Raw genomic sequence first — 17,922 nt, 5'->3', positions numbered from 1 at the left:
TCCGATAGCTATAAAATTGTGAGAAATTCGTCGTGTTTAAAAAATATGACAGATGACTCGTATTCGTCAAGCAGTCTGCGTCGCCAGCCAAAGCAGCGGCGGGGCCAGCAGCGGGTCGAGAAAATTCTAGAAGCCGCTGCCCTGGTGTTTGACGAAGTGGGTTATGAAGCGGCGACTACCCACCAGATTGCGGAACGGGCAGGCACGGCGATCGGGTCGCTGTACCAGTTCTTTCCCGACAAAGCGGCGATCTTTAACGCTATGGAACTGCGCCACCTGGAGCGGGTACAGGCTATGTGGAGCCAGGCCAATGCCCAGGAATTTTGGCGGCTGCCGCTGAAGGAGATGCTGACTCAGCTAACCGCTGGCGTGGTGGCGCTGTTTGAGCAGCCGGTGTCGCGAGTAATGTTTGTGCAGTTTTACACGGCACGCGATCGCTTCCAAACCATCGATGACAGCCTGACTCAGGGGGCGATCGCATTTCTCTCCGCCATCCTGCACCAGCGCAATCCAGAGCTGCCAACGGAGCGGCGCAATCTTTTGGCGGAGGTCTGCGTCCACAGCTGCAATGCGCTGATTTTGGCGGCTCTGCGGCAGCCCGATGAAGAAAAGCGCGATCGCCTGATGCAGCAAATTCCAGTGCTACTGGCCGTGTACCTAGCTGCCGATGTGGGCGATCAAATTCACGGCCATGTAATGAATGTAATGATTTGCCCCCACTGCAAATCCCAGGAGCTGGCTAAAAACGGTCGGCGGCGGGGTAAACAGTGCTACCTCTGCAAAGTCTGCGGCAAGCAGTTTGTGCACCCTGCCGCCGCCGAGTCCCTATGAGTCTGGGCTTCCCTGCATGCCCTAAGGATGCCGCCTAGGGATTAGCCACTTGCTGTACCAACGGACGGAAGACTTCTACCCAGGGAGTCTGGGCTGTCGCCAGCGTGGGGTAGGGCCGATTGCTGTAGTTTTTGCCTACCTCCAGCGGAAAGGGCTCTAGGTCATCTAGCGGTACCCAGGTGGCTCCGGCAGCCTGGGTAATTGCCCAAACCGCCGCAATATCCCAGATCTTAGGCGTTGCTTCCACCGCGCCCACCGCCCAGCCAGCCCCCACCAGCAGCAGGTTGTAGGCGGCAGAACCCAGCATGCGAATTTTGCAGGGAAAGGGTTTCTCCAGTACCGAGGTGCTGCGGGCGCAGAGGCTAAAGAACTGGGTTTTGTCGGGGGTCGCCGCGCTGCTGTGGATGGGGCGATCGTTGCAAAACGCCCCGCTGGGCATGTTCAGTCCGCTCTGCCCCGGCCAGTAGCCGTAGAAAGATTGGTTTAAAGGCGGCATGGCCACGTAGCCAAACACCGGGATGCCGCGATACAGCAGGCCCAATGAAATGCCCCACACCGGAATGCCGCGCGTAAAGTTGGTGGTGCCGTCGATCGGGTCAATGATCCAGCACCAGTCGGTGGCGGGGAAAATGTGTTCCACCTCTTCGCTGAGCACGCCGTGGTCGGGAAATTTTTCGTGGATGGCGGCGCGCAGGGTGTCGTCGGCCCAGCGATCGCACCGAGTCACCAGACTGCCGTCGGCTTTCAAATCGGCCTGCACCTGGCCAAAGTCTTCGAGCAGCTTTTGCCCCACGGTTTTGGTAGTTGCCTCGGCAAAGGCCAGCACCTCGTCCCAAAAATTTTGTGACATGCTCAATCCATATCGTTTGCGATGGCAGCGGTGATTGCCGCCTTGGCATTGGCCTGAAATTCTTGAATGTTCACCCGGCTGAGCAGCCAGATCGCGATCAGCATGCCGATCGCTTGCAGGGTAAACACCAGCCCGTAGGCCAAAAACGCCTGGGGCTCGCCCACTTCCGCCGCTCCGTTGAAGGTTCTGAGCAAGGCGCGACCCAGGTCGAGCACGCCGCCGCCCAGGACTGTGGCGCTGCCACGGGCGATCGCCTGGGCTAGCCCCCAGGCCCCAATAAACGTTCCCGCTGTCTCCGCCACGGTCAAATCCAGCATCAGCACGATCGCCCCCAGGGTGAGAATGCCAGAGGCCGTGCCAAACAGAAACACCGCCGTTAGCAAAATTGCCGGGTTGCCCGTCAGCCCCGACAGGGTAATGCCCACCAGACACACCGCCGCCCAGCTACAGCCCACCACCACCGTACGCTTTTTGCCCAAGCGGGGCACCACCAGCCAGCCGGTGACAATAATGCTCAGCAGTGTGCCCATACCGAAGGCAGCGTTGAGCTGGGTGGTTTCGGCAATGGTCATGCCAAAGACTTCGCCACCGTAGGGCTCCAGCACCGCATCCTGCATGAACAGGCTGAGGCTGAGCACCAGCAAAAAGGTGAAAAATAGCCCCGTCTGGCGGCTAGCGGTGAGAATCTTGAGCGCCCGACCGAGGGTGAGGCTGTCTTCGCGATCGCGCAGCGACGATCGCTGGGTTAGCCGCGAATACTTGCGCTCAATGCCGTAGGTGCTCAGCACCGCCAGCGCGCACACCACCGCCGGGGCAATCACAAATAGCCGGTTCACCGCGCTGCGCACCTGGTCAAAGGGGGCATTCAGCTCAATCGGCTTCAGCACAATCGAGGTGATGATTACCCCAGCGATAATGCCCACCATCAGCATGGCCCAGCCAATGCCTACCAGACGCGATCGCGAGTCTTCATCCGACACATCTACCAGCAGCGCCGTAAACGGGGTCGAGGTGGCACTCAACGCCAAGCCGTAGACTGCAAACAGTAGCCCCAGCAGCCCCACCCAGGGATACACCGCTGGCCCCCAGCCAGTCTCGGCAATGCGGCTGCCAATTTGCCACACTACCTGTAGCGCACAAAACGCCGTTACCGCCACCGTCACGATGCCTATCCAGATGTAGCCGCTGCGGTGATGGCCAAAAATCGGCCTAGAGTCAGACATCTGGCCAAACCACACTCGGGCAGGGGCCATAAACTGGTGTACCGCGATCGCCCCCGCCGCCACTAGCGCCGGCACGCGCAATTCTTCGATCATCACCCGGTTGAGCACCCCCAGGGTGAGCAGCGACATAATGCCCAGGCCCATGTTAAAGACCCCCAAGCGCAGCATGGTCAAAATGCCCAGGTTGGGCTTGGGGACGACCGCCGAACCCGGCGCCGAGGGCGAAACATCGGGGCTAGTCATAGGCTTCTAAGAAAAATTTGCAGAGGATAGTACTACCTTAGAACCTAATTGTATGGCCATATCAGGTCGCTCCTGACTCGGTACGTGAGCTAAGGAGCAATCTGCGCTTCGATGTGCAATCAGAAAGAAGCTAAATGGTTCTCAGGCGAACCCCAATCGTTTAGAGCATGCGGTGTGCAAAACTTAAGCTCAGTCTAAGCTTCAAACAAATATGAACTTTATTCAAAATCCTATTGTTCTGATGCTGGTGGTGTTGGTCTGCTCTCTGATCGCCTTTGTGGCAGAGTGGCTGCCGGTAGATTTGACCGCCCTGGCGATCGCCACTGTATTGATTGTTTTAGGACTGGTTACGCCTGAAGAAGGCATCGCCGGGTTTGGCAATGCAGCCACCATTACCGTCATGCTCATGTTCATTTTGAGCGCTGGCATCGCTAAAACGGGTGTAATTCAAATCGTGCGAGACTGGCTGATGAAATGGGGCGGTAAGGAGCCTTCTCGGCAGATTTTTGTCATGGGTCTACTGGTCGGGCCGATTACCGCTTTTATCAACAACACTGCCGTAGTAGCCGTTTTTCTGCCAATCGTAGAAGAATGGTGCAAAAAACAGAATATTTCTCCGTCGAAGCTACTGATTCCGCTTTCCTACGTCACGGTGCTAGGCGGCATGATTACCGTGATTGGTACGTCAACTAATATTTTGGCTAGCGGTGTGTCTAAAGACCTCGGCTATGGAGAATTTGGGCTGTTTCAGTTCACCGCCGTCGGGGTGATCACTTTTATTGTGGGCTTGGTTTACTTAGCGCTGTTTGCTCCCAAACTCTTGCCCGATCGCAAATCGTCGTCCCCTAATCTGGCCAACTACGAGTTGAAAGACTACATGAGTGAGGTAGTGGTTACTCCGCGCTCAACCCTAATCGGCCAGACCCTAAAAGCGAGCGAGATTCAGCGCAAGTTTGACATAGACGTACTAGAAATCATTCGCGATGGCAGCCACTTTGCCCAACCCCTAGCCGATAAGGTGCTGCAAGCGGGCGACCTACTGCTGATTCGAGGCGGTCGGGATGAACTGCTGAGCCTCAAAGATCAGCGCGGGCTAGACATTCTACCCGAGGTCAAATTTGGCCAACCACCCCTTGAAGACGAGCTAGACAATAGCGAAGAGCACATTGCTGAGGTGCTGATTTTGTCAAATTCTCGCCTGGTCGGGTCTACCCTCAAGGAAATGCGCTTTCGCCAACGCTACAACGCCACGGTGCTGGCTATCCGCCGAGGTGAAGAGCTAGTGCGCGATCGCATGGGCAAAGTTCCCCTCCGCTTTGGTGACTTGCTGCTGGTGCAAGGCCCCCAGAGCAGCTTTACCGGCTTGCAAACCACCCGAGAGCTGCTAGTTCTAGAGCAGCGAGAGGCTGAGGGCCTGCGGGTTGACAAGGCTTGGGTTGCGATCGCCATCATCCTAGGCGTAATTGTGGCCGCCGCCTTAGACTTGGCCCCCATTCTCGTCACCGCTCTCATAGGGGTGATGGCCATGGTGGTTACAGGCTGCCTCAAACCAGGCGAAATCTATGGTGCGGTGCGGTGGGATGTGATATTTTTGCTGGCCGGGTTGATTCCCCTCGGCACCGCCATGGAAAATTCCGGTACGACTGACTGGCTGGCCCAGCAGCTCGCCACCATTGGCGGTGGCGCATCGGGCCTCGTTCTCCTGATCATTTTCTATCTGGTAACCAATCTGTTGACCGAACTGCTCTCCAACAACGCTGCCGTCATCCTCATGATTCCGATCGCAGCGGGGGTGGCCACCAGCCTAGGGCTGAACCCCATGGCCTTTATATTTACCGTTACCTTTGCTGCTTCTAACAGCTACATCACGCCCATTGGTTATCAGACCAACACCATGGTTTACGGCCCAGGAGGCTACAAATTCTTTGACTTTACCCGAGTCGGTTTGCCCCTCAACCTGATCTTGACCGTGATCACACCCCTTTTGATTGCCTGGCTGTACGGCCTGTAAACGTTGTGACGCTTGGGTATCCAAGGGGCTTGTCTCACCCCAATTTTGATAACTTGAGCGACTAAAGTAATGAACCGTGGGGTTGATCTAAATCAACCCCACGGTTCACAACCAGGCGTTACTGGGACAACCTTAGCCAAAACGGCCCGATACGTAGTCGCGGGTAAACTGCTCGCGGGGGTTGTTAAACATGACTTCGGTGTGGTCGTACTCCACCAGGTAGCCGACCTTGCCCCCCTTGTCCGTTGACTCGGCGTTGTAGAAAGCCGTGCGATCGGACACCCGCGAGGCCTGCTGCATGTTGTGGGTGACAACGATAATTGTGTAGTCTTCCTTGAGCTGCTTCATCGTTTCCTCGACCTTGATAGTCGAGATCGGGTCAAGGGCTGAGCAGGGTTCATCCATCAAAATCACATCGGGCTGAATCGCGATCGCGCGGGCAATACAGAGACGCTGCTGCTGCCCGCCCGACAGCGACAGGCCACTCTGCTTAAGCTTGTCTTTCACTTCATCCCACACGGCGGCCTTGCGCAGAGAAGTTTCCACTAGCTCATCCATGTCGCCCTGGTAGCCATTAATACGAGCACCCCAGGCAACGTTTTCGTAGATTGACTTAGGGAAGGGGTTGGGTTTTTGGAACACCATGCCAACCCGGCGGCGGAGTTCTACAGCGTCTACCTGCTTGGCATAAATATCGCTGCCGTGGAAAGTGATTTTGCCCTCTACCCGGCACGATGCAATCAGGTCGTTCATGCGGTTAAAGCAGCGCAGAACGGTGCTCTTGCCACAGCCAGAGGGGCCAATAAAGGCGACAATCTCATTCCGAGGAATAAACAGGTCTACATTGCGCACCGCTAGGGTAGAGCCGTAGTAGACGTTGAGATTTTCGGTCCTCAGGGCTACAGCTGTAGAGGTTGGGGCATAGGCGTTTGACATGAGGGCACCAGAATTGCGCTACAGGCCAGCAAGCATGAACACCCTAACTATTGCAGGCCCAGACCCCCTTTAGGGTTAAGGCAAGGCTAAGAGACTCCAATCTGGGTCAGTTGGTCTTTCAAGAGCCCGTAAAGAGGCTCTGCATTTTTATACCAGGTTCACTGGAGTCGCCTAGAACCAGGACTTTGCCGCTGCAACTGCTTTAAATCACCTGACTTGTTCCCCCGAGGTGCTGAAATAGCTGTTTGAGATCACGGGCTAGCCTTTACTTAACCCCTAGGATAGGCCTATGAGCTCAGCCCTAACCTTCTGTAAACATGTGGCACAGCAAGTGTTTCAGGGTCGGTCTAGGCGCTTTATTCTAGAAAGGTAGGTAGGGTGTTTTGCTTCACTTAATATTGCCGCTCAATCCAGTGCCAAAACTCCCGTTCTACCGACCAGTGAGCCGTCTGCTTCAGCCTTTTTCGCTCAGCACGGTGTTGGTAGCGATTTTTGTGCTTCAGCTCGTTAGTGCGGTTGGGCTGCTGGGGTTTTTAAGCGTTTATCTCGGCAACTGGGCCGTGGCATTGGTGAGCCTGGGTGCCATTGGCAGCTCGGTGGTGGTGGGGCTGGCGGTAGTCAACCGGGTGCTACAGCCCATTGCCCAACTGCGGCGGGCCATTCAGGCTACGGCCCAGGGCAATTGGCAAACCCCAGTTCCCATTGAGAGCACCGATGAGCTGGGGCAGCTAGCGCGGGCGTTTAACACCATGGCGACCAAGCTGCATGATTCGTTTACCGAACTAGAGCACCTCAACCGCCAGCTTCAGCACAGCGAACGGCGCTGGCGGCAGTTTCTAGACGGCATTCCCCTGGGCATTGCCGTCTACGATCGCCACGGTCAGATGGTGTTTGCGAGCCAGCAGGCCCGCATTTTGCTCTGCCTTGAAGACATGCCCTCAATACCGTCGCTCGGCTTGGATGAAACCTGTATTGCCTACCGGGCCAGCACCGGCCAGCGCTACCCGACTGCGGCCCTGCCCATTGCCATGGCGCTGCGAGGGCAGACCGGCTGGGCCGATGATATTGAGCTGCGGCCCGGCAACCAGGCTATACCCATTGAGATGGTGACGACGCCTATTTTTGATCAGAGGGGGCAGGTGGAATATGCGATCGCGGCCTTTCAAGACATCACCACCCGCAAGCAGGCCCAAACCCTGCTGGCCGACTACAACCAAACCCTGGAGCGCCAGGTGGCCGATCGCACCGCTGCCCTCCGCCAGGCCGAAGCCACCCAGCGGATTATTCTAGAGGCGATTCCTGATCTACTGGTGCGGTTCTCGGGGGATGGTGTCTGCCTCGATGTGATGAATGCCGGAGCAGTCAACCTGATTGCTGAGCCCAGCACCCAGATTGGCAAACCCATGCATGAGGTGCTCCCCGCTGACATGGTGGCCGAGCGTATGCACTATATTCGGCTAGCACTACAAACCGGCGAACCTCAGGTCTACGAGTATCGCTGCTCGACCCCCAACGGCTGGCGCTATGAAGAGGCTCGGATTGTGACCAGCGGCCCCAACCAAGTGTTGGCGATCGTGCGCGACATCACCGAGCGCAAGCAGGCCGAGGCCGAGATTGCTCGCCAGCGTCAGTTTTTGCAAAATGTGATCGATAGCATTCCCAGCATCATTGTGGTCAAAGACCGTCAGGGCCGGGTGCAGATGGCCAATCGCGCCAGCGCCAGCCTGCATGGCATTACCCCCGCCGACATGGTGGGCAAACTCGACACCGACGTTAACCCCAACGTTTCGGCCTTTGAGGCCATTCAGCAGCACCGCATTCATCAACAGGTGATTGAGACTCAAATTCCCTACCAGGGGGAGCAGGAAGTAATTGACCGAGGAGGCGTTCGCCGCTGGTATCAAGTCGTGATTAGCCCCTTTCGGGATGCCAGCGGTACCGTCAATGGTGTGATCACTAACTGCATCGACATTACCGATCGCAAGGCCATGGAAACCGCGCTGACCGAGGCCAACGAAACCCTAGAGCGCCTGGCCACCCTAGATGGGTTGACCCATATCCCCAACCGCCGCCGTTTTGACGAGTACCTGGATCAAGAGTGGCAGCGTATGGTGCGCGAGCAGCAGCCTCTATCGCTGATTATGTTTGATGTCGATTTCTTCAAACCCTACAACGACTGCCTGGGCCACCAGCAGGGGGATGAGGCGTTGATCGCGATCGCCGCCGCTGCCACCCGCGCCGTCAAGCGTGCTGCCGATCTGCTGGCCCGCTATGGTGGCGAAGAATTTGCGGTGGTGTTACCTAACACCCGCCGCGCTGGGGCTGAGAGCGTCGCTAAGGCCATTCAAGAGGAAATTGCTGCCCTCAAAATTGCTCACCCCCAGTCGTCTGTGAGCGACTACCTCACCATCAGCATTGGCATTGCCAGTGTGGTGCCCACGGCAGACCAGTCGCCCGAAGACCTGATCGCCGCCGCCGATGCCGCGCTCTATCAAGCCAAAAGAAGAGGGCGCGATCGCTACTGGATTCGCCTGATCTAACTATCGTTGCAGGGCAAGATTTCTTGGGCACTCTAGAATCAGTCGCTGAGAGGGTTGGGCTAGCCATAGCTCAACCCTTATTCATTATTCATATGAAAATTGCCTACGCTACCACCTACGACGTGCGCGATCGCGCCTCCTGGCCCCGTCGTCACCTGGGCCTCTACGGAGCCGGGCAAAAAATCGCTGATCTTTTGCAACATGCTGGGGCTGAGCTGGAGTTTCTCGGCCCGCTAGAACGGCGCAAGGTACCGATTACCCGGCTCAAATGGCTGATCTACCAACGCCTGGGGCAGAGCTACTACAGCCCTGTGGAACCCTGGGTCGCGCCCTACTATGCCCGCCAGCTTGAAGCTCGCCTTGCCCGATCTCAGGCTGATCTGCTGCTCTGTCCTGAGAATGCGATGCCTTTAGCACGGGTGCGTACGGCGTTGCCCACGGTGCTGTGGACCGATGCTCTGCTGGGCAGCCTGGTGGATTTTTATCCCTATCTAACTGACCTGTGCCCAGAGACTCGGCGGCGGCTGCACGTTGTGGAGAAAGAGGCTCTGGAGCGGTGCGATCGCGTCATTCTCACCTCCCAGTGGGCAGCCCAGTCTGCTATGGAACTCTATGGTCTGCCCGCCGACAAAATTCGCATTATTCCCCGAGGCGCTAGCCGCGCCCAGGATCTGACTCAGACCGAGATCGAAGCCCTGATCGCACAGCGACCCCCAAGCCCCTGCCGGCTTCTATTTCTTGGGGTGGACTGGGAGCGCAAAGGTGGCCCGCTGGCCCTAGAGGTCGCCCGTATCCTCAACCAGCAGGGCGTGAAAACAGAACTCTGGGTGGTCGGCTGCGAGCCTAAATGGGTGGGCGATCGCCCCAGCTTTGTGCAGTCATTTGGGTTCATCGATCGCGCCACTCCCCAGGGTGAGACGCAATTCGCCCATCTGCTCAGCACCGCCCACTTTTTAATTTTTCCCACCAAGGCCGATACCTTTGGAGTCGCCATCAGTGAAGCTAACGCCGCTGGGCTCCCCTGCGTGGCCGCCGCTGTCGGGGGCATTCCCACCGTATTGCAGAGCGACATTAACGGCAGAGCCTTCTCGGTAGAGGCCACCGCTAGCGACTACGCTCAATATATCGCTGCCGTCATGGCCGACTATCCCCGTTATCAAACTCTGGCCCTCTCGGCCTGGCAGCATTACCGCCAGCACCTCAGTTGGGAGGCGGCTCAACAGCAGGCCTGGGGCTACTTACAGGAGTTGGTGACGGACGGCGATAGTTCAAGACCTGATCCAAAGGCTGACCGCAGCACAACCTTCAATCAACTACTCCGTCCTCGCAGCCTGTTCCCAGCGTTCGGCAAAGGATTCAGAGTATAGCTGAGTGTTTCAGTCAGCATGCTTACCAGGTTGGATCGACATAGAGGTTGACGACGAGCCTGTCATGGCCCGGCGGCACCGCTGAAATGCAGGCGCAGATCGGGTCTGCTTGCCCTTCCAAATCAACTTCGCAGGCGTGGCACGACCCCATCAGGCAGCCGGTGGGAATGCACACCCCGGCGCGATCGGCCACCGCCAGTAGGGGCTCCCCCACCTCGGCTTCGACGCTGACGCCATCGGGTAAAAATTGAATCGAGACGCTCATGGCAAAGATCCCAGCTTAAGTCCTGGCTTTCGCCTGTTTGAGCATGGCAACTAGGGTATGGTGAGCATCCTCAGCCCCCTCTAAGGTGTGGTCGAAGGGCACTCGCACGGTGGTTGGGGCACCGTCTACGGTCACCGCCAGGGTCATACCCTCGGGATCCACAGATTCCATCACGGCGGCGGTGGCGGTGGGTTGGTTGCCGTAGGCGGTGGCGTAGAGCAGCACCGCCTCGGTGTGGTCGTCGTTCATGTGCTTACAGATGCGATCGCTCACCGCTGGAGTAATTGGCTCAGCCATAGAAAATCCCGTAGACTACTTCAACATTGGCCAGTTGTTACATGCTGTTATGATACCGCCCCTGCCGCCCTCCTCAGAGCATCCCTGGCCTACGGGCCACGTTTTTCAGAGCCCAGGGGCCCACCTCACCTACCGAGTCGTTGGCCCCTGTTGCCGCCTGTTCGATCGCGATCAGCTTCCCTGGCCCTGCTGTCGCATTCAGTGGCGGGGCAAAGAACCCAGTTGGCGACGCATCGGCAAGCGGTTTGTGCCCGATATGGCCACCCGCAAGTCGCCCTCCTACTGTGTTGAAATCGTCGGCCAGGGCTACGGAGCCCAGTCGTTTGTTACTACCCTCTACACCGCCAAGCTCGATCGCGAAACCCAGGCCTGGTGGCACAGCCGCCTGCTCCTGGAAGAAACAAACCCGTCGAGTGAGAAAGTTTGTAACAAAACAGACATATAGAACGCCGATTCGCAGTAGTCTTATGCTCAACGCTGTGATGTTGCTATTGAGGTAGAAACCCTATGCCAGCTGCATTCTTACCCTCTATTTTGGTTCCTTTGGTGGGGATTGTTTTTCCCGCTGTTGCCATGGCCTTTTTGTTCCTTTACATTGAGCGGGATGACGCCGCTGAGCCCCTCAAGAAGCCCTAAACGTCTGTGATTCAAGCCCATTCCGCTAATTTGCTTGAGGCCCCCAAGCAAGACTTCAAGCAAGATATCCGGGCCTACTTTGACTACACTGCCCCCGAGCTAGATCGCTGGAGTCGTCGCAACCGCTACTACTACGGCGATCTGGCTCGGCTTCATCAATTTATTATTCCGCCCGGCAGCCGCGTGCTAGAAGTCGGCTGCGGTACTGGCGACCTGCTTAACGCCACTGCCCCAGCAATTGGGGTGGGTATTGATTTCGCCCCAGCGGTGACGGCGATCGCCAGCCAAAAATACCCTGAGCTCGCTTTCTACACGCTAGATGCTGAGGCGATCGAACCCGCTCAGCTAGCCCCAGAACACCGCCAGTTCGACTACATTCTGCTGTCAGGAGTGCTGGGCTACCTGGGCGATATTCAAGCTGTGCTTCAGCGGTTGCAGCCCTTCTGCCAGCCCCACACCCGCCTGATTCTCACCTTCCACAGCCATCTCTGGGAGCCCCTGCTAGGCCTAGCCGAACGGATCGGGCAGCGCCGTCCCCAGCCGCCCCAAAACTGGCTCAGCATGGATGATGTGGCCAACCTGCTCACCATCACCGGCTATCGCCCCCTCCAGCGGGGCAGTCGGTTTCTCTGGCCCAAGTTTGTGCCGGGCCTAGCAGGTTTGGTGAACCGTTATTTAGCGCCCCTGCCCGTGGTCAAGCACCTTTGCCTGACCACCTTCATCGTGGCTCGACCCCAGCCTGTTCCCAGTTCAGAGCCGCCGACCTGCTCAGTGATCATCCCCGCCCGAAATGAGGCGGGAAACATTGCCGCTGCTGTGGCTCGGCTGCCCCAGCTAGGTGCTCACACCGAAGTTATCTTTGTCGAAGGCCATTCCCACGACCAGACCTGGTCAGCCATTCAGGATTTGGTGCAGACCTACCGAGGGCCGTTTACCTTGAAGACCTTCCAGCAGACGGGGCGAGGTAAGGCGGATGCTGTGCGCCTGGGGTTCGACCAGGCCAGCGGCGACATTCTGTTGATTCTTGATGCTGATTTGACGGTTCCTCCCGAAGATTTGCCTCACTTCGTCGAGGTGTTGTCTTCAGGGCGGGGAGAATTTGCCAACGGATCGCGGTTGGTTTACCCTCGCTCCAAGACCGCCATGCCCTGGCTAAATATGGTGGCTAACAAAATCTTTGCCCTGCTCTTTTCGTTTCTGCTAGAGCAGCCGCTTAAAGACACCCTCTGCGGCACCAAAGTGCTTTGGCGGCGCGACTACCAGCGCATTGCCGCCGGGCGCAGCTACTTTGGCGACTTCGACCCCTTCGGCGATTTTGACCTGCTGTTTGGGGCTGCCAAGCTCAACCTCCATATTGTGGAGGTGCCAATTCGCTACCAACCCCGCACCTACGGCAGCTCGAATATTGCCCACGTCAGAGAAGGGCTAATTTTGCTAAAAATGTGCCTCTACGCCTCCCGCAAGCTCAAGTTTCGGTAGTGTGTTGGTCGTGAAATAGTGGCGTGAATTGCTGAACTGCCCCTCAAAACCCGCTAGCTCTCGGGCAATTGCCCGAGGTGGCTTTGGGCTTTAGCTGCCCAGGTCGGGTTACCCATGGTGATATAAAGGTTTTTGGCATATTCCAGCACGGTGCGGGCTTCATCAAAACGACCAAGCTGAATAAAGGCTAGCCCAGCACTGTAGTAAGCGTCAGCGTAGCCACCGTTGATTTGAGTCGCTATGCGAAACGAGTTGAGAGCGGTCTCGGTTTGACCCTGGTTGAATCGAGCAATTCCCAGGTTGTAGTGGGCTTGGGCGTAGCGGGGCTGAAGCGTTAGGGCCTGTTGCAGCACAGCCTCAGCTTCGCCGTTGCGCTCGGTTTGTAGGTAGATAATGCCACGCTGTAAAAAAGACTCGGGGGCGTTGGGACTATATTGACCCGCCCGTTCGAACGCCGCCAGCGCTTCGGGAAATTGCCCTTGAGACTGGTAAACCAAGCCCAGATTGTAGTGGGCATTGCCTAGGTCGGGCTGAATGGCGATCGCCCGCTGCAAATACTGTTCGGCCTGGTCAAGGTTATTGCCCTCAATGAGGGCACCGCCCAGGTTTGCGTAGGCCAGCGCGAACTGCGGATCGGCTCGAATCGCTGCCCAGAAGGCAGAGGCGGCCTCTTGCAGCTCACCCTTTTGGCGCAGCGCTAGGCCAATGTTGTAGTGGGCAGCAGCCAGGGTGGGGTCAAGGTTTGCTGCCTGCTGAAATTGAGCCAGAGCACCGTCGATTTGCCCCTGCTGAATTAGGGTCAACCCTTGGTTGAGAGCGGCCTCTGCCGCCGCTGGCGGTGCCTGCTGGGCATAGCTCGCCTTGTGCAGGGCTAAACAGAGGAGGGGAAGTGCGATCGCAGCAGCCACCACGCCCCCCCGCAAACGGCGTAACAGTCGTCGATTGGCCGATATCATACTCGTTGCTATGGCCCCTAGCCCAATGGAATGCCCATAACAATATAGATAAGCCCTTACTTTTTCAACCGTCTTACCAAATTGCTGCAACAACAACAACTTAGGGGCTAGTGCAGCAGACTGGACAGGGCGCTCTGGTCGCTATTGAGCCTTGCTCGATCTGCTCAGAATATGGCGAACAGCATCTATGCAAGCCCTTTAACCCGAGAGTGGTTTCTATCTGCCAGCAAGTGACTTAAAAAAATCAGTAAATTGCCACAGAAACTTGCCAAACTTTCCAGAACAACGCTTTATCTTGGTGAAGAATCTGTCAGTTTTATCCGTTTTTTCACGGACGATTCACCTTCGCCACCGCTGCAACCCTGTAGAAACCACTTAGAAAACTGTCCCTAGTGTGCGGAGATCCCACCCTCCAGGTTGAGGTTCTCCTTATTGAAAACTCCAGCGCAAACCATCCCAGCGCAACTTAACCGGCTGTGTTCCCGGATGACTCCTTTAACTCTGTCGTGTCTTAAACCAGGTAGCCCCATGGTCACTATGAGTTCATCCACCACTCTCTCTAATTCTCGTTTTATTGCTTCCCCAGCAACCCAGGCCAATCTACCCCTGCTCAGCGCCGTGCTCGAAGGCTTTGTTGATGGAATTTTAGTCTTGACCGAAGACGGCACCTGCGTACATAGCAATCAGAAGGGTAGAGCCCTCTGCCGCGATCTCAGCGGCAGTGATAGTAACAACCTTCTGCCCCCCAGCCTCAAGGCCATGTGCGGGCACTTGCTAGAAAGCCGCGAGTTTTACCCCGAAACTCTGCTGGTGCTCACTCAAGAATTTACGTCTCGCTCTGGCCATCAAATTCGAGTCCGCATTCAGTGGCTCGAACTGCCTGCCGCGACCAGCGCTTATCTGCTGATGTCTTTAGAGAATAAGACCCGCGCGGCTCACTCCTCTGCCATGCTTGAGGCGGTGCAGTATAACCTCACTCCCCGTGAGCGAGCCGTGTGGGTGCTGCGCCGAGCCAATCGCACCTATGACGAAATTGCCCAGGAGCTTTACATTACCGTCAATACAGTGAAGCGCCACCTGAAGAGCATTTACGCTAAGCGCAAGGAGGTGACTGAAGCGATCGCAAACTAACGACCGCCGCAGAAACCGGGTGGTCATGTTGAAAGGTTAGATTTGTCTAGCGACAACATAACCGCCTAGTTTCCCTTCTCTGCCCCAGGTCTGCCTAACAGTAAGCTAGGATCAGTGCCCGAAGGTTGGGTTTAACCCAAGTCCTCTGCATTGCTGATCTGTCGCTAAACGCTCTCTGCCCATGCTGCCCAAGGATGACCTGCTGAAATCGATCGATAACAGCGACTGTTTGACCCGCGTTTTAGACCAGGCCGACCAGGCTGTCAAAACCTGGGATATTGTCGTCACCGACTTTTTGTCGCCCCCCGAGCAAATCGAGGCCGAAGCACTGCTCCAGCGGTTGACCGATGTTCACAGTCTTGCTTGGGGTGGCTATCCCCAGGCTGAGCGACAGCGGTTGGCGATCGCCCGATCCGACATCCCCCTCGATCAGAGCCAGATCCCCCTCTCGCTGCTGACCGTAGGGGGAAATTTTATGTTCGACCCTGCCAGCCACAGCGACTTTTTGGGCGCGCTACTCGGTACTGGCCTTGACCGTGGCAAAGTAGGCGACATCATCGTGCTTGGCGAGCGGGGAGCACAGGCGATCGTCGTGCCTGAACTGGCAGAATTCCTTACCCAGTCGCTCACTCAGGTACGCTCTGTACCCGTAAAGACCCAGCCCCTAGAGTGGGATCAACTGCGGGTGCGTGCTCCTCAGAAAAAAGACTTGACCACGGTTGAGGCCTCCCTAAGACTTGATGCCGTAGCCTCCGCTGGGTTTGGCATGTCGCGCAGCAAAATGGCTGACCTAATCAACAGCGGCGACGTGCGCGTGAACTGGAAGCCGGTCACACAAGCCAGCTACACCTTGTCCACTGGAGACTCAATCGCAATTCGTGGTAAGGGAAGGCTCGAAATTGGTGAAATCGCTGTTACCAAAAAAGAGCGCTATCGCGTCAGCTTAACCCGTCACAGCTAATGACAAAAATGGGCTACGTATAGCAGATTTACCAATTTTCGCGCCATACACCATCGCTACGCCCTTGGGCTAGGACGCCGTGGCCGTACCTCTGCGCTGCTTTTCGAGCAGGTACCTTCCTCAGCAAGATCATAAAAAAAGGGGAAATCCACAATGGGCTTCCCCTCTTGGTATTAACTCTATTGAGCTGTAGCGAATTGCTCTAGCTACGCTACCCCTGCTAAGGATTTCTGCGGAGCAAACATAGCGTTTTGTTCAGCCCGTAGTTTGTCGCACAGCCGCCCAGGGGGCAGCTCGACATCGTCATAGGTTAACGTCTGATCCTTCGCAACATCCCGCTTTAGCTTACAGCCCTCAGCTAGCCCCACCGGCAGCAAGTTTTCTGCCGCTGTAATTTCAGCGGTTTCGCACTCGCCATAGGTCATAAAGCCGCCAATGCAGTCAATGGTCTCACCAGCTTTCAAATCGATTTTCGCGGTGGTAACCACATCAACCTTTTGACCAGCGATGGGAGTCATGACGGGATCGCCAAACAAGACAACGCGGGCAACCGACAGGGGCACTTCAAAGTGGCACAGGTGGTAGGGGGTGTAGAAGCTGTACAAAGGCCCCTCGCCCAACTTGTAGAGGTTCAGATAATGGCGCTGTTTGGGATCATCGTGGGTGCCAAATACATAAACCCCTGGCCCAGGCTTGACTGCCACTACATAGTCAACAATGCCCCCTAGTTCCTTAAGCTGGTCGACATCGTATAGCTTGGTCAAGTCATCAATGTGACCGGTGTAGTTGAGGCCATACTGCTTCACCAGTTCATCCTGATGGAGCCTAAAGTCATGGCCTAGCATGCCGCGCTTAGCGACAGTCATACCGGTAGCATTAGCCACAATGGCCTGCTCAAAAGAGACTTTAGTCCCATCGGCAAAGCTAGTTACCATGTTTACATTCTGTCCCCACTGTTCAGCAAACCCTTTTTGAGTAGTGGGGTTGCGGTAAGGGTCTTGCAGCCCCTTGATATTGCCGCACACCAGTGGAGTAAGGCCGATGCTCTTAACAAAGCGGTAGAGGTTCATCTCAACGCCCGGCTGGTCGCCATCACAGGCTGACAAGATTACCCCAGCTTTATCGGCATAGGTCTTAAGAATAGGCCCGATGGTGCCATCTAGCTCAGCATTCATCAGCACAACGTGCTTCTTGTGGGCGATCGCCTCCATCACCACATGGGCACCAAACTCTACGGCACCAGTGACCTCAATCAGAGCATCGATACCATCCGCTCGGCACAGCAGCATCGGGTCATCGGTAACAGCATAGCCGCCCGCTGCAATGCTGTTCTCCAGGTCAGCCACAGTGGAGACGACGTTAATGTCCTCGACACCGGCTTCTTGGTAAGCCCGCTTAGCGGTATCTACGTTGCGATTTGAGATCGCTACCAACTCCATACCCGGCACGGAGTTGAGCATTTGGTTAGCGACCCCGCGCCCCATAAACCCTGCACCGATCATCCCTACTCGAACCGGATTGCCGGCTTCGTGTCTGGCTTTTAGCGCCGTATCAACAATAAACATGTGTTTAAACCTAAGCGATAGATCAGATTGAAATAGCTCAATAAAGGCCAGTTCTTTGACAGAGGGATTCATCTCAGCAAAGAACTGGCAGAAGATTACCTAGCCTTTAAAGGGAGGCCACTGACCATCTTTTTCAGAAATAACCGTCACAGGAATTGGCCACTCAATGCCAAAGGTGGGGTCATCATAACGAATACCCTGCTCGTAACCAGGCGAGTAAAATTCACCCACTTGGTAAATTACTTCGGCATCGTCGGTCAGCGCCTGGTAGCCGTGGGCAAACAGCTCAGGTACATAGAGCGCCTTACGGTTGTCAGCCGTTAGCTCAATGCCAAAGTGCTGCATGTAGGTGGGAGAATCGGGGCGAATATCGATGATGACATCATAGATAGCGCCGCGGGTGCAGCGCACCAGCTTAGTTTCTGCTGCTGGGGCAAGCTGGTAATGCATGCCGCGTAGAGTACCCTTCTTGTAGTTGAAGGACATGTTGCACTGAGCAACCATGGGTTTCAACCCATGCTCTTCAAACTCCTTGGCGCAAAAAGTACGAGCAAAGCCACCTCGGTCATCGCTGCGAATTTCGAGATCGATGACAAAAGCATCTTTAAGATTAGTTGCTTCAAAAATCATG

At 56.2% G+C, this 17,922-nt stretch carries 17 protein-coding genes; 9 read left to right on the top strand and 8 right to left on the bottom strand.

Annotation, left to right across the window (positions count from 1 at the left end):
* Nucleotides 1-45: 45 nt before the first annotated feature.
* Nucleotides 46-831 carry a TetR/AcrR family transcriptional regulator gene (locus H6G07_RS08165; protein WP_073607849.1) on the top strand — a complete coding sequence of 262 codons (786 nt, stop codon included), beginning with the start codon at nucleotides 46-48 and terminating at the stop codon, nucleotides 829-831.
* Nucleotides 832-865: 34 nt separating this feature from the next.
* Here H6G07_RS08165 and H6G07_RS08160 read toward each other — a convergent pair whose 3' ends face one another.
* Nucleotides 866-1,681 (bottom strand): inositol monophosphatase family protein, encoded by an 816-nt coding sequence (locus tag H6G07_RS08160; RefSeq protein WP_073607850.1) that lies wholly within the window; start codon nucleotides 1,679-1,681, stop codon nucleotides 866-868.
* A 2-nt stretch (nucleotides 1,682-1,683) separates the two neighbouring features.
* Nucleotides 1,684-3,147, bottom strand: a complete 1,464-nt coding sequence (locus H6G07_RS08155; protein ID WP_073607851.1) for a BCD family MFS transporter — start codon at nucleotides 3,145-3,147, stop codon at nucleotides 1,684-1,686.
* Nucleotides 3,148-3,358: 211 nt separating this feature from the next.
* On the opposite strand from H6G07_RS08155, the gene H6G07_RS08150 reads away from it, so the two are divergent.
* Nucleotides 3,359-5,158, top strand: a complete 1,800-nt coding sequence (locus H6G07_RS08150) for an SLC13 family permease (RefSeq protein ID WP_073607852.1) — start codon at nucleotides 3,359-3,361, stop codon at nucleotides 5,156-5,158.
* A 132-nt stretch (nucleotides 5,159-5,290) separates the two neighbouring features.
* Here H6G07_RS08150 and pstB read toward each other — a convergent pair whose 3' ends face one another.
* Nucleotides 5,291-6,094, bottom strand: coding sequence for a phosphate ABC transporter ATP-binding protein PstB (pstB, locus tag H6G07_RS08145; RefSeq protein ID WP_073607853.1), 804 nt, complete (start codon nucleotides 6,092-6,094; stop codon nucleotides 5,291-5,293).
* Nucleotides 6,095-6,534: 440 nt separating this feature from the next.
* Between pstB and H6G07_RS08140 the strand changes: the two genes are divergently transcribed.
* Both H6G07_RS08140 and H6G07_RS08135 read left to right on the top strand, forming a co-directional pair.
* Nucleotides 6,535-8,634 carry a diguanylate cyclase domain-containing protein gene (locus H6G07_RS08140; RefSeq protein WP_073607854.1) on the top strand — a complete coding sequence of 700 codons (2,100 nt, stop codon included), beginning with the start codon at nucleotides 6,535-6,537 and terminating at the stop codon, nucleotides 8,632-8,634.
* Between the two features lie 92 nt (nucleotides 8,635-8,726).
* The gene (locus H6G07_RS08135; protein WP_073607855.1) at nucleotides 8,727-10,001 is read left to right on the top strand and encodes a glycosyltransferase family 4 protein; all 1,275 of its coding nucleotides are present in this window, start codon (nucleotides 8,727-8,729) and stop codon (nucleotides 9,999-10,001) included.
* Between the two features lie 22 nt (nucleotides 10,002-10,023).
* On the opposite strand, the gene H6G07_RS08130 is transcribed toward H6G07_RS08135, so the two are convergent.
* The gene (locus H6G07_RS08130) at nucleotides 10,024-10,266 is read right to left on the bottom strand and encodes a 2Fe-2S iron-sulfur cluster-binding protein (protein ID WP_073607856.1); all 243 of its coding nucleotides are present in this window, start codon (nucleotides 10,264-10,266) and stop codon (nucleotides 10,024-10,026) included.
* 15 nt (nucleotides 10,267-10,281) lie between these two features.
* Entirely contained in the window at nucleotides 10,282-10,563 is a 282-nt protein-coding gene (locus H6G07_RS08125; RefSeq protein ID WP_073607857.1) for a DUF2470 domain-containing protein, read from the bottom strand.
* 49 nt (nucleotides 10,564-10,612) lie between these two features.
* Between H6G07_RS08125 and H6G07_RS08120 the strand changes: the two genes are divergently transcribed.
* The 3 genes from H6G07_RS08120 to H6G07_RS08110 all read left to right on the top strand — a co-directional run bounded on the left by H6G07_RS08120 (nucleotide 10,613) and on the right by H6G07_RS08110 (nucleotide 12,678).
* Nucleotides 10,613-11,008 carry a DUF8632 family protein gene (locus tag H6G07_RS08120; RefSeq protein WP_073607858.1) on the top strand — a complete coding sequence of 132 codons (396 nt, stop codon included), beginning with the start codon at nucleotides 10,613-10,615 and terminating at the stop codon, nucleotides 11,006-11,008.
* Between the two features lie 62 nt (nucleotides 11,009-11,070).
* Nucleotides 11,071-11,199, top strand: coding sequence for a photosystem I reaction center subunit VIII (gene psaI, locus H6G07_RS08115; RefSeq protein WP_073607859.1), 129 nt, complete (start codon nucleotides 11,071-11,073; stop codon nucleotides 11,197-11,199).
* A gap of 6 nt (nucleotides 11,200-11,205) precedes the next feature.
* Nucleotides 11,206-12,678 carry a glycosyltransferase gene (locus tag H6G07_RS08110; RefSeq protein ID WP_244901911.1) on the top strand — a complete coding sequence of 491 codons (1,473 nt, stop codon included), beginning with the start codon at nucleotides 11,206-11,208 and terminating at the stop codon, nucleotides 12,676-12,678.
* A gap of 53 nt (nucleotides 12,679-12,731) precedes the next feature.
* Here the strand turns inward: H6G07_RS08110 and H6G07_RS08105 are convergent, their stop codons facing one another.
* Entirely contained in the window at nucleotides 12,732-13,634 is a 903-nt protein-coding gene (locus H6G07_RS08105) for a tetratricopeptide repeat protein (RefSeq protein WP_073607860.1), read from the bottom strand.
* Between the two features lie 528 nt (nucleotides 13,635-14,162).
* On the opposite strand from H6G07_RS08105, the gene H6G07_RS08100 reads away from it, so the two are divergent.
* Nucleotides 14,163-14,765, top strand: a complete 603-nt coding sequence (locus H6G07_RS08100; RefSeq protein WP_073607861.1) for a helix-turn-helix transcriptional regulator — start codon at nucleotides 14,163-14,165, stop codon at nucleotides 14,763-14,765.
* Nucleotides 14,766-14,946: 181 nt separating this feature from the next.
* Complete coding sequence (locus H6G07_RS08095) at nucleotides 14,947-15,726, top strand: photosystem II electron transport protein, Sll1252 family (RefSeq protein ID WP_073607862.1); 780 nt, start codon at nucleotides 14,947-14,949, stop codon at nucleotides 15,724-15,726.
* A 206-nt stretch (nucleotides 15,727-15,932) separates the two neighbouring features.
* Here the strand turns inward: H6G07_RS08095 and H6G07_RS08090 are convergent, their stop codons facing one another.
* Nucleotides 15,933-17,363, bottom strand: a complete 1,431-nt coding sequence (locus H6G07_RS08090; protein WP_242026672.1) for an NAD(P)H-dependent oxidoreductase — start codon at nucleotides 17,361-17,363, stop codon at nucleotides 15,933-15,935.
* 27 nt (nucleotides 17,364-17,390) lie between these two features.
* Entirely contained in the window at nucleotides 17,391-17,921 is a 531-nt protein-coding gene (gene rfbC / locus H6G07_RS08085; protein ID WP_073607863.1) for a dTDP-4-dehydrorhamnose 3,5-epimerase, read from the bottom strand.
* Nucleotide 17,922: the final 1 nt, after the last annotated feature.

It is taken from the genome of Phormidium tenue FACHB-1052 (assembly GCF_014696675.1).
Classification (GTDB): Bacteria; Cyanobacteriota; Cyanobacteriia; order Phormidesmidales; family Phormidesmidaceae; genus Nodosilinea; species Nodosilinea tenuis_A.
Note: the sequence above shows the minus strand (reverse complement) of the source record. Positions and strands in the feature narration are given on the sequence as shown.

Coding starts and splice junctions, on each gene's coding strand:
- H6G07_RS08165 (WP_073607849.1), top strand. CDS start 46: ATGACAGATGACTCGTATTCGTCAAGCAGTCTGCGTCGCCAGCCAAAG.
- H6G07_RS08160 (WP_073607850.1), bottom strand. CDS start 1,681: ATGTCACAAAATTTTTGGGACGAGGTGCTGGCCTTTGCCGAGGCAACT.
- H6G07_RS08155 (WP_073607851.1), bottom strand. CDS start 3,147: ATGACTAGCCCCGATGTTTCGCCCTCGGCGCCGGGTTCGGCGGTCGTC.
- H6G07_RS08150 (WP_073607852.1), top strand. CDS start 3,359: ATGAACTTTATTCAAAATCCTATTGTTCTGATGCTGGTGGTGTTGGTC.
- pstB (WP_073607853.1), bottom strand. CDS start 6,094: ATGTCAAACGCCTATGCCCCAACCTCTACAGCTGTAGCCCTGAGGACC.
- H6G07_RS08135 (WP_073607855.1), top strand. CDS start 8,727: ATGAAAATTGCCTACGCTACCACCTACGACGTGCGCGATCGCGCCTCC.
- H6G07_RS08130 (WP_073607856.1), bottom strand. CDS start 10,266: ATGAGCGTCTCGATTCAATTTTTACCCGATGGCGTCAGCGTCGAAGCC.
- H6G07_RS08125 (WP_073607857.1), bottom strand. CDS start 10,563: ATGGCTGAGCCAATTACTCCAGCGGTGAGCGATCGCATCTGTAAGCAC.
- H6G07_RS08120 (WP_073607858.1), top strand. CDS start 10,613: ATGATACCGCCCCTGCCGCCCTCCTCAGAGCATCCCTGGCCTACGGGC.
- psaI (WP_073607859.1), top strand. CDS start 11,071: ATGCCAGCTGCATTCTTACCCTCTATTTTGGTTCCTTTGGTGGGGATT.
- H6G07_RS08105 (WP_073607860.1), bottom strand. CDS start 13,634: ATGATATCGGCCAATCGACGACTGTTACGCCGTTTGCGGGGGGGCGTG.
- H6G07_RS08100 (WP_073607861.1), top strand. CDS start 14,163: ATGGTCACTATGAGTTCATCCACCACTCTCTCTAATTCTCGTTTTATT.
- H6G07_RS08095 (WP_073607862.1), top strand. CDS start 14,947: ATGCTGCCCAAGGATGACCTGCTGAAATCGATCGATAACAGCGACTGT.
- H6G07_RS08090 (WP_242026672.1), bottom strand. CDS start 17,363: ATGAATCCCTCTGTCAAAGAACTGGCCTTTATTGAGCTATTTCAATCT.
- rfbC (WP_073607863.1), bottom strand. CDS start 17,921: ATGATTTTTGAAGCAACTAATCTTAAAGATGCTTTTGTCATCGATCTC.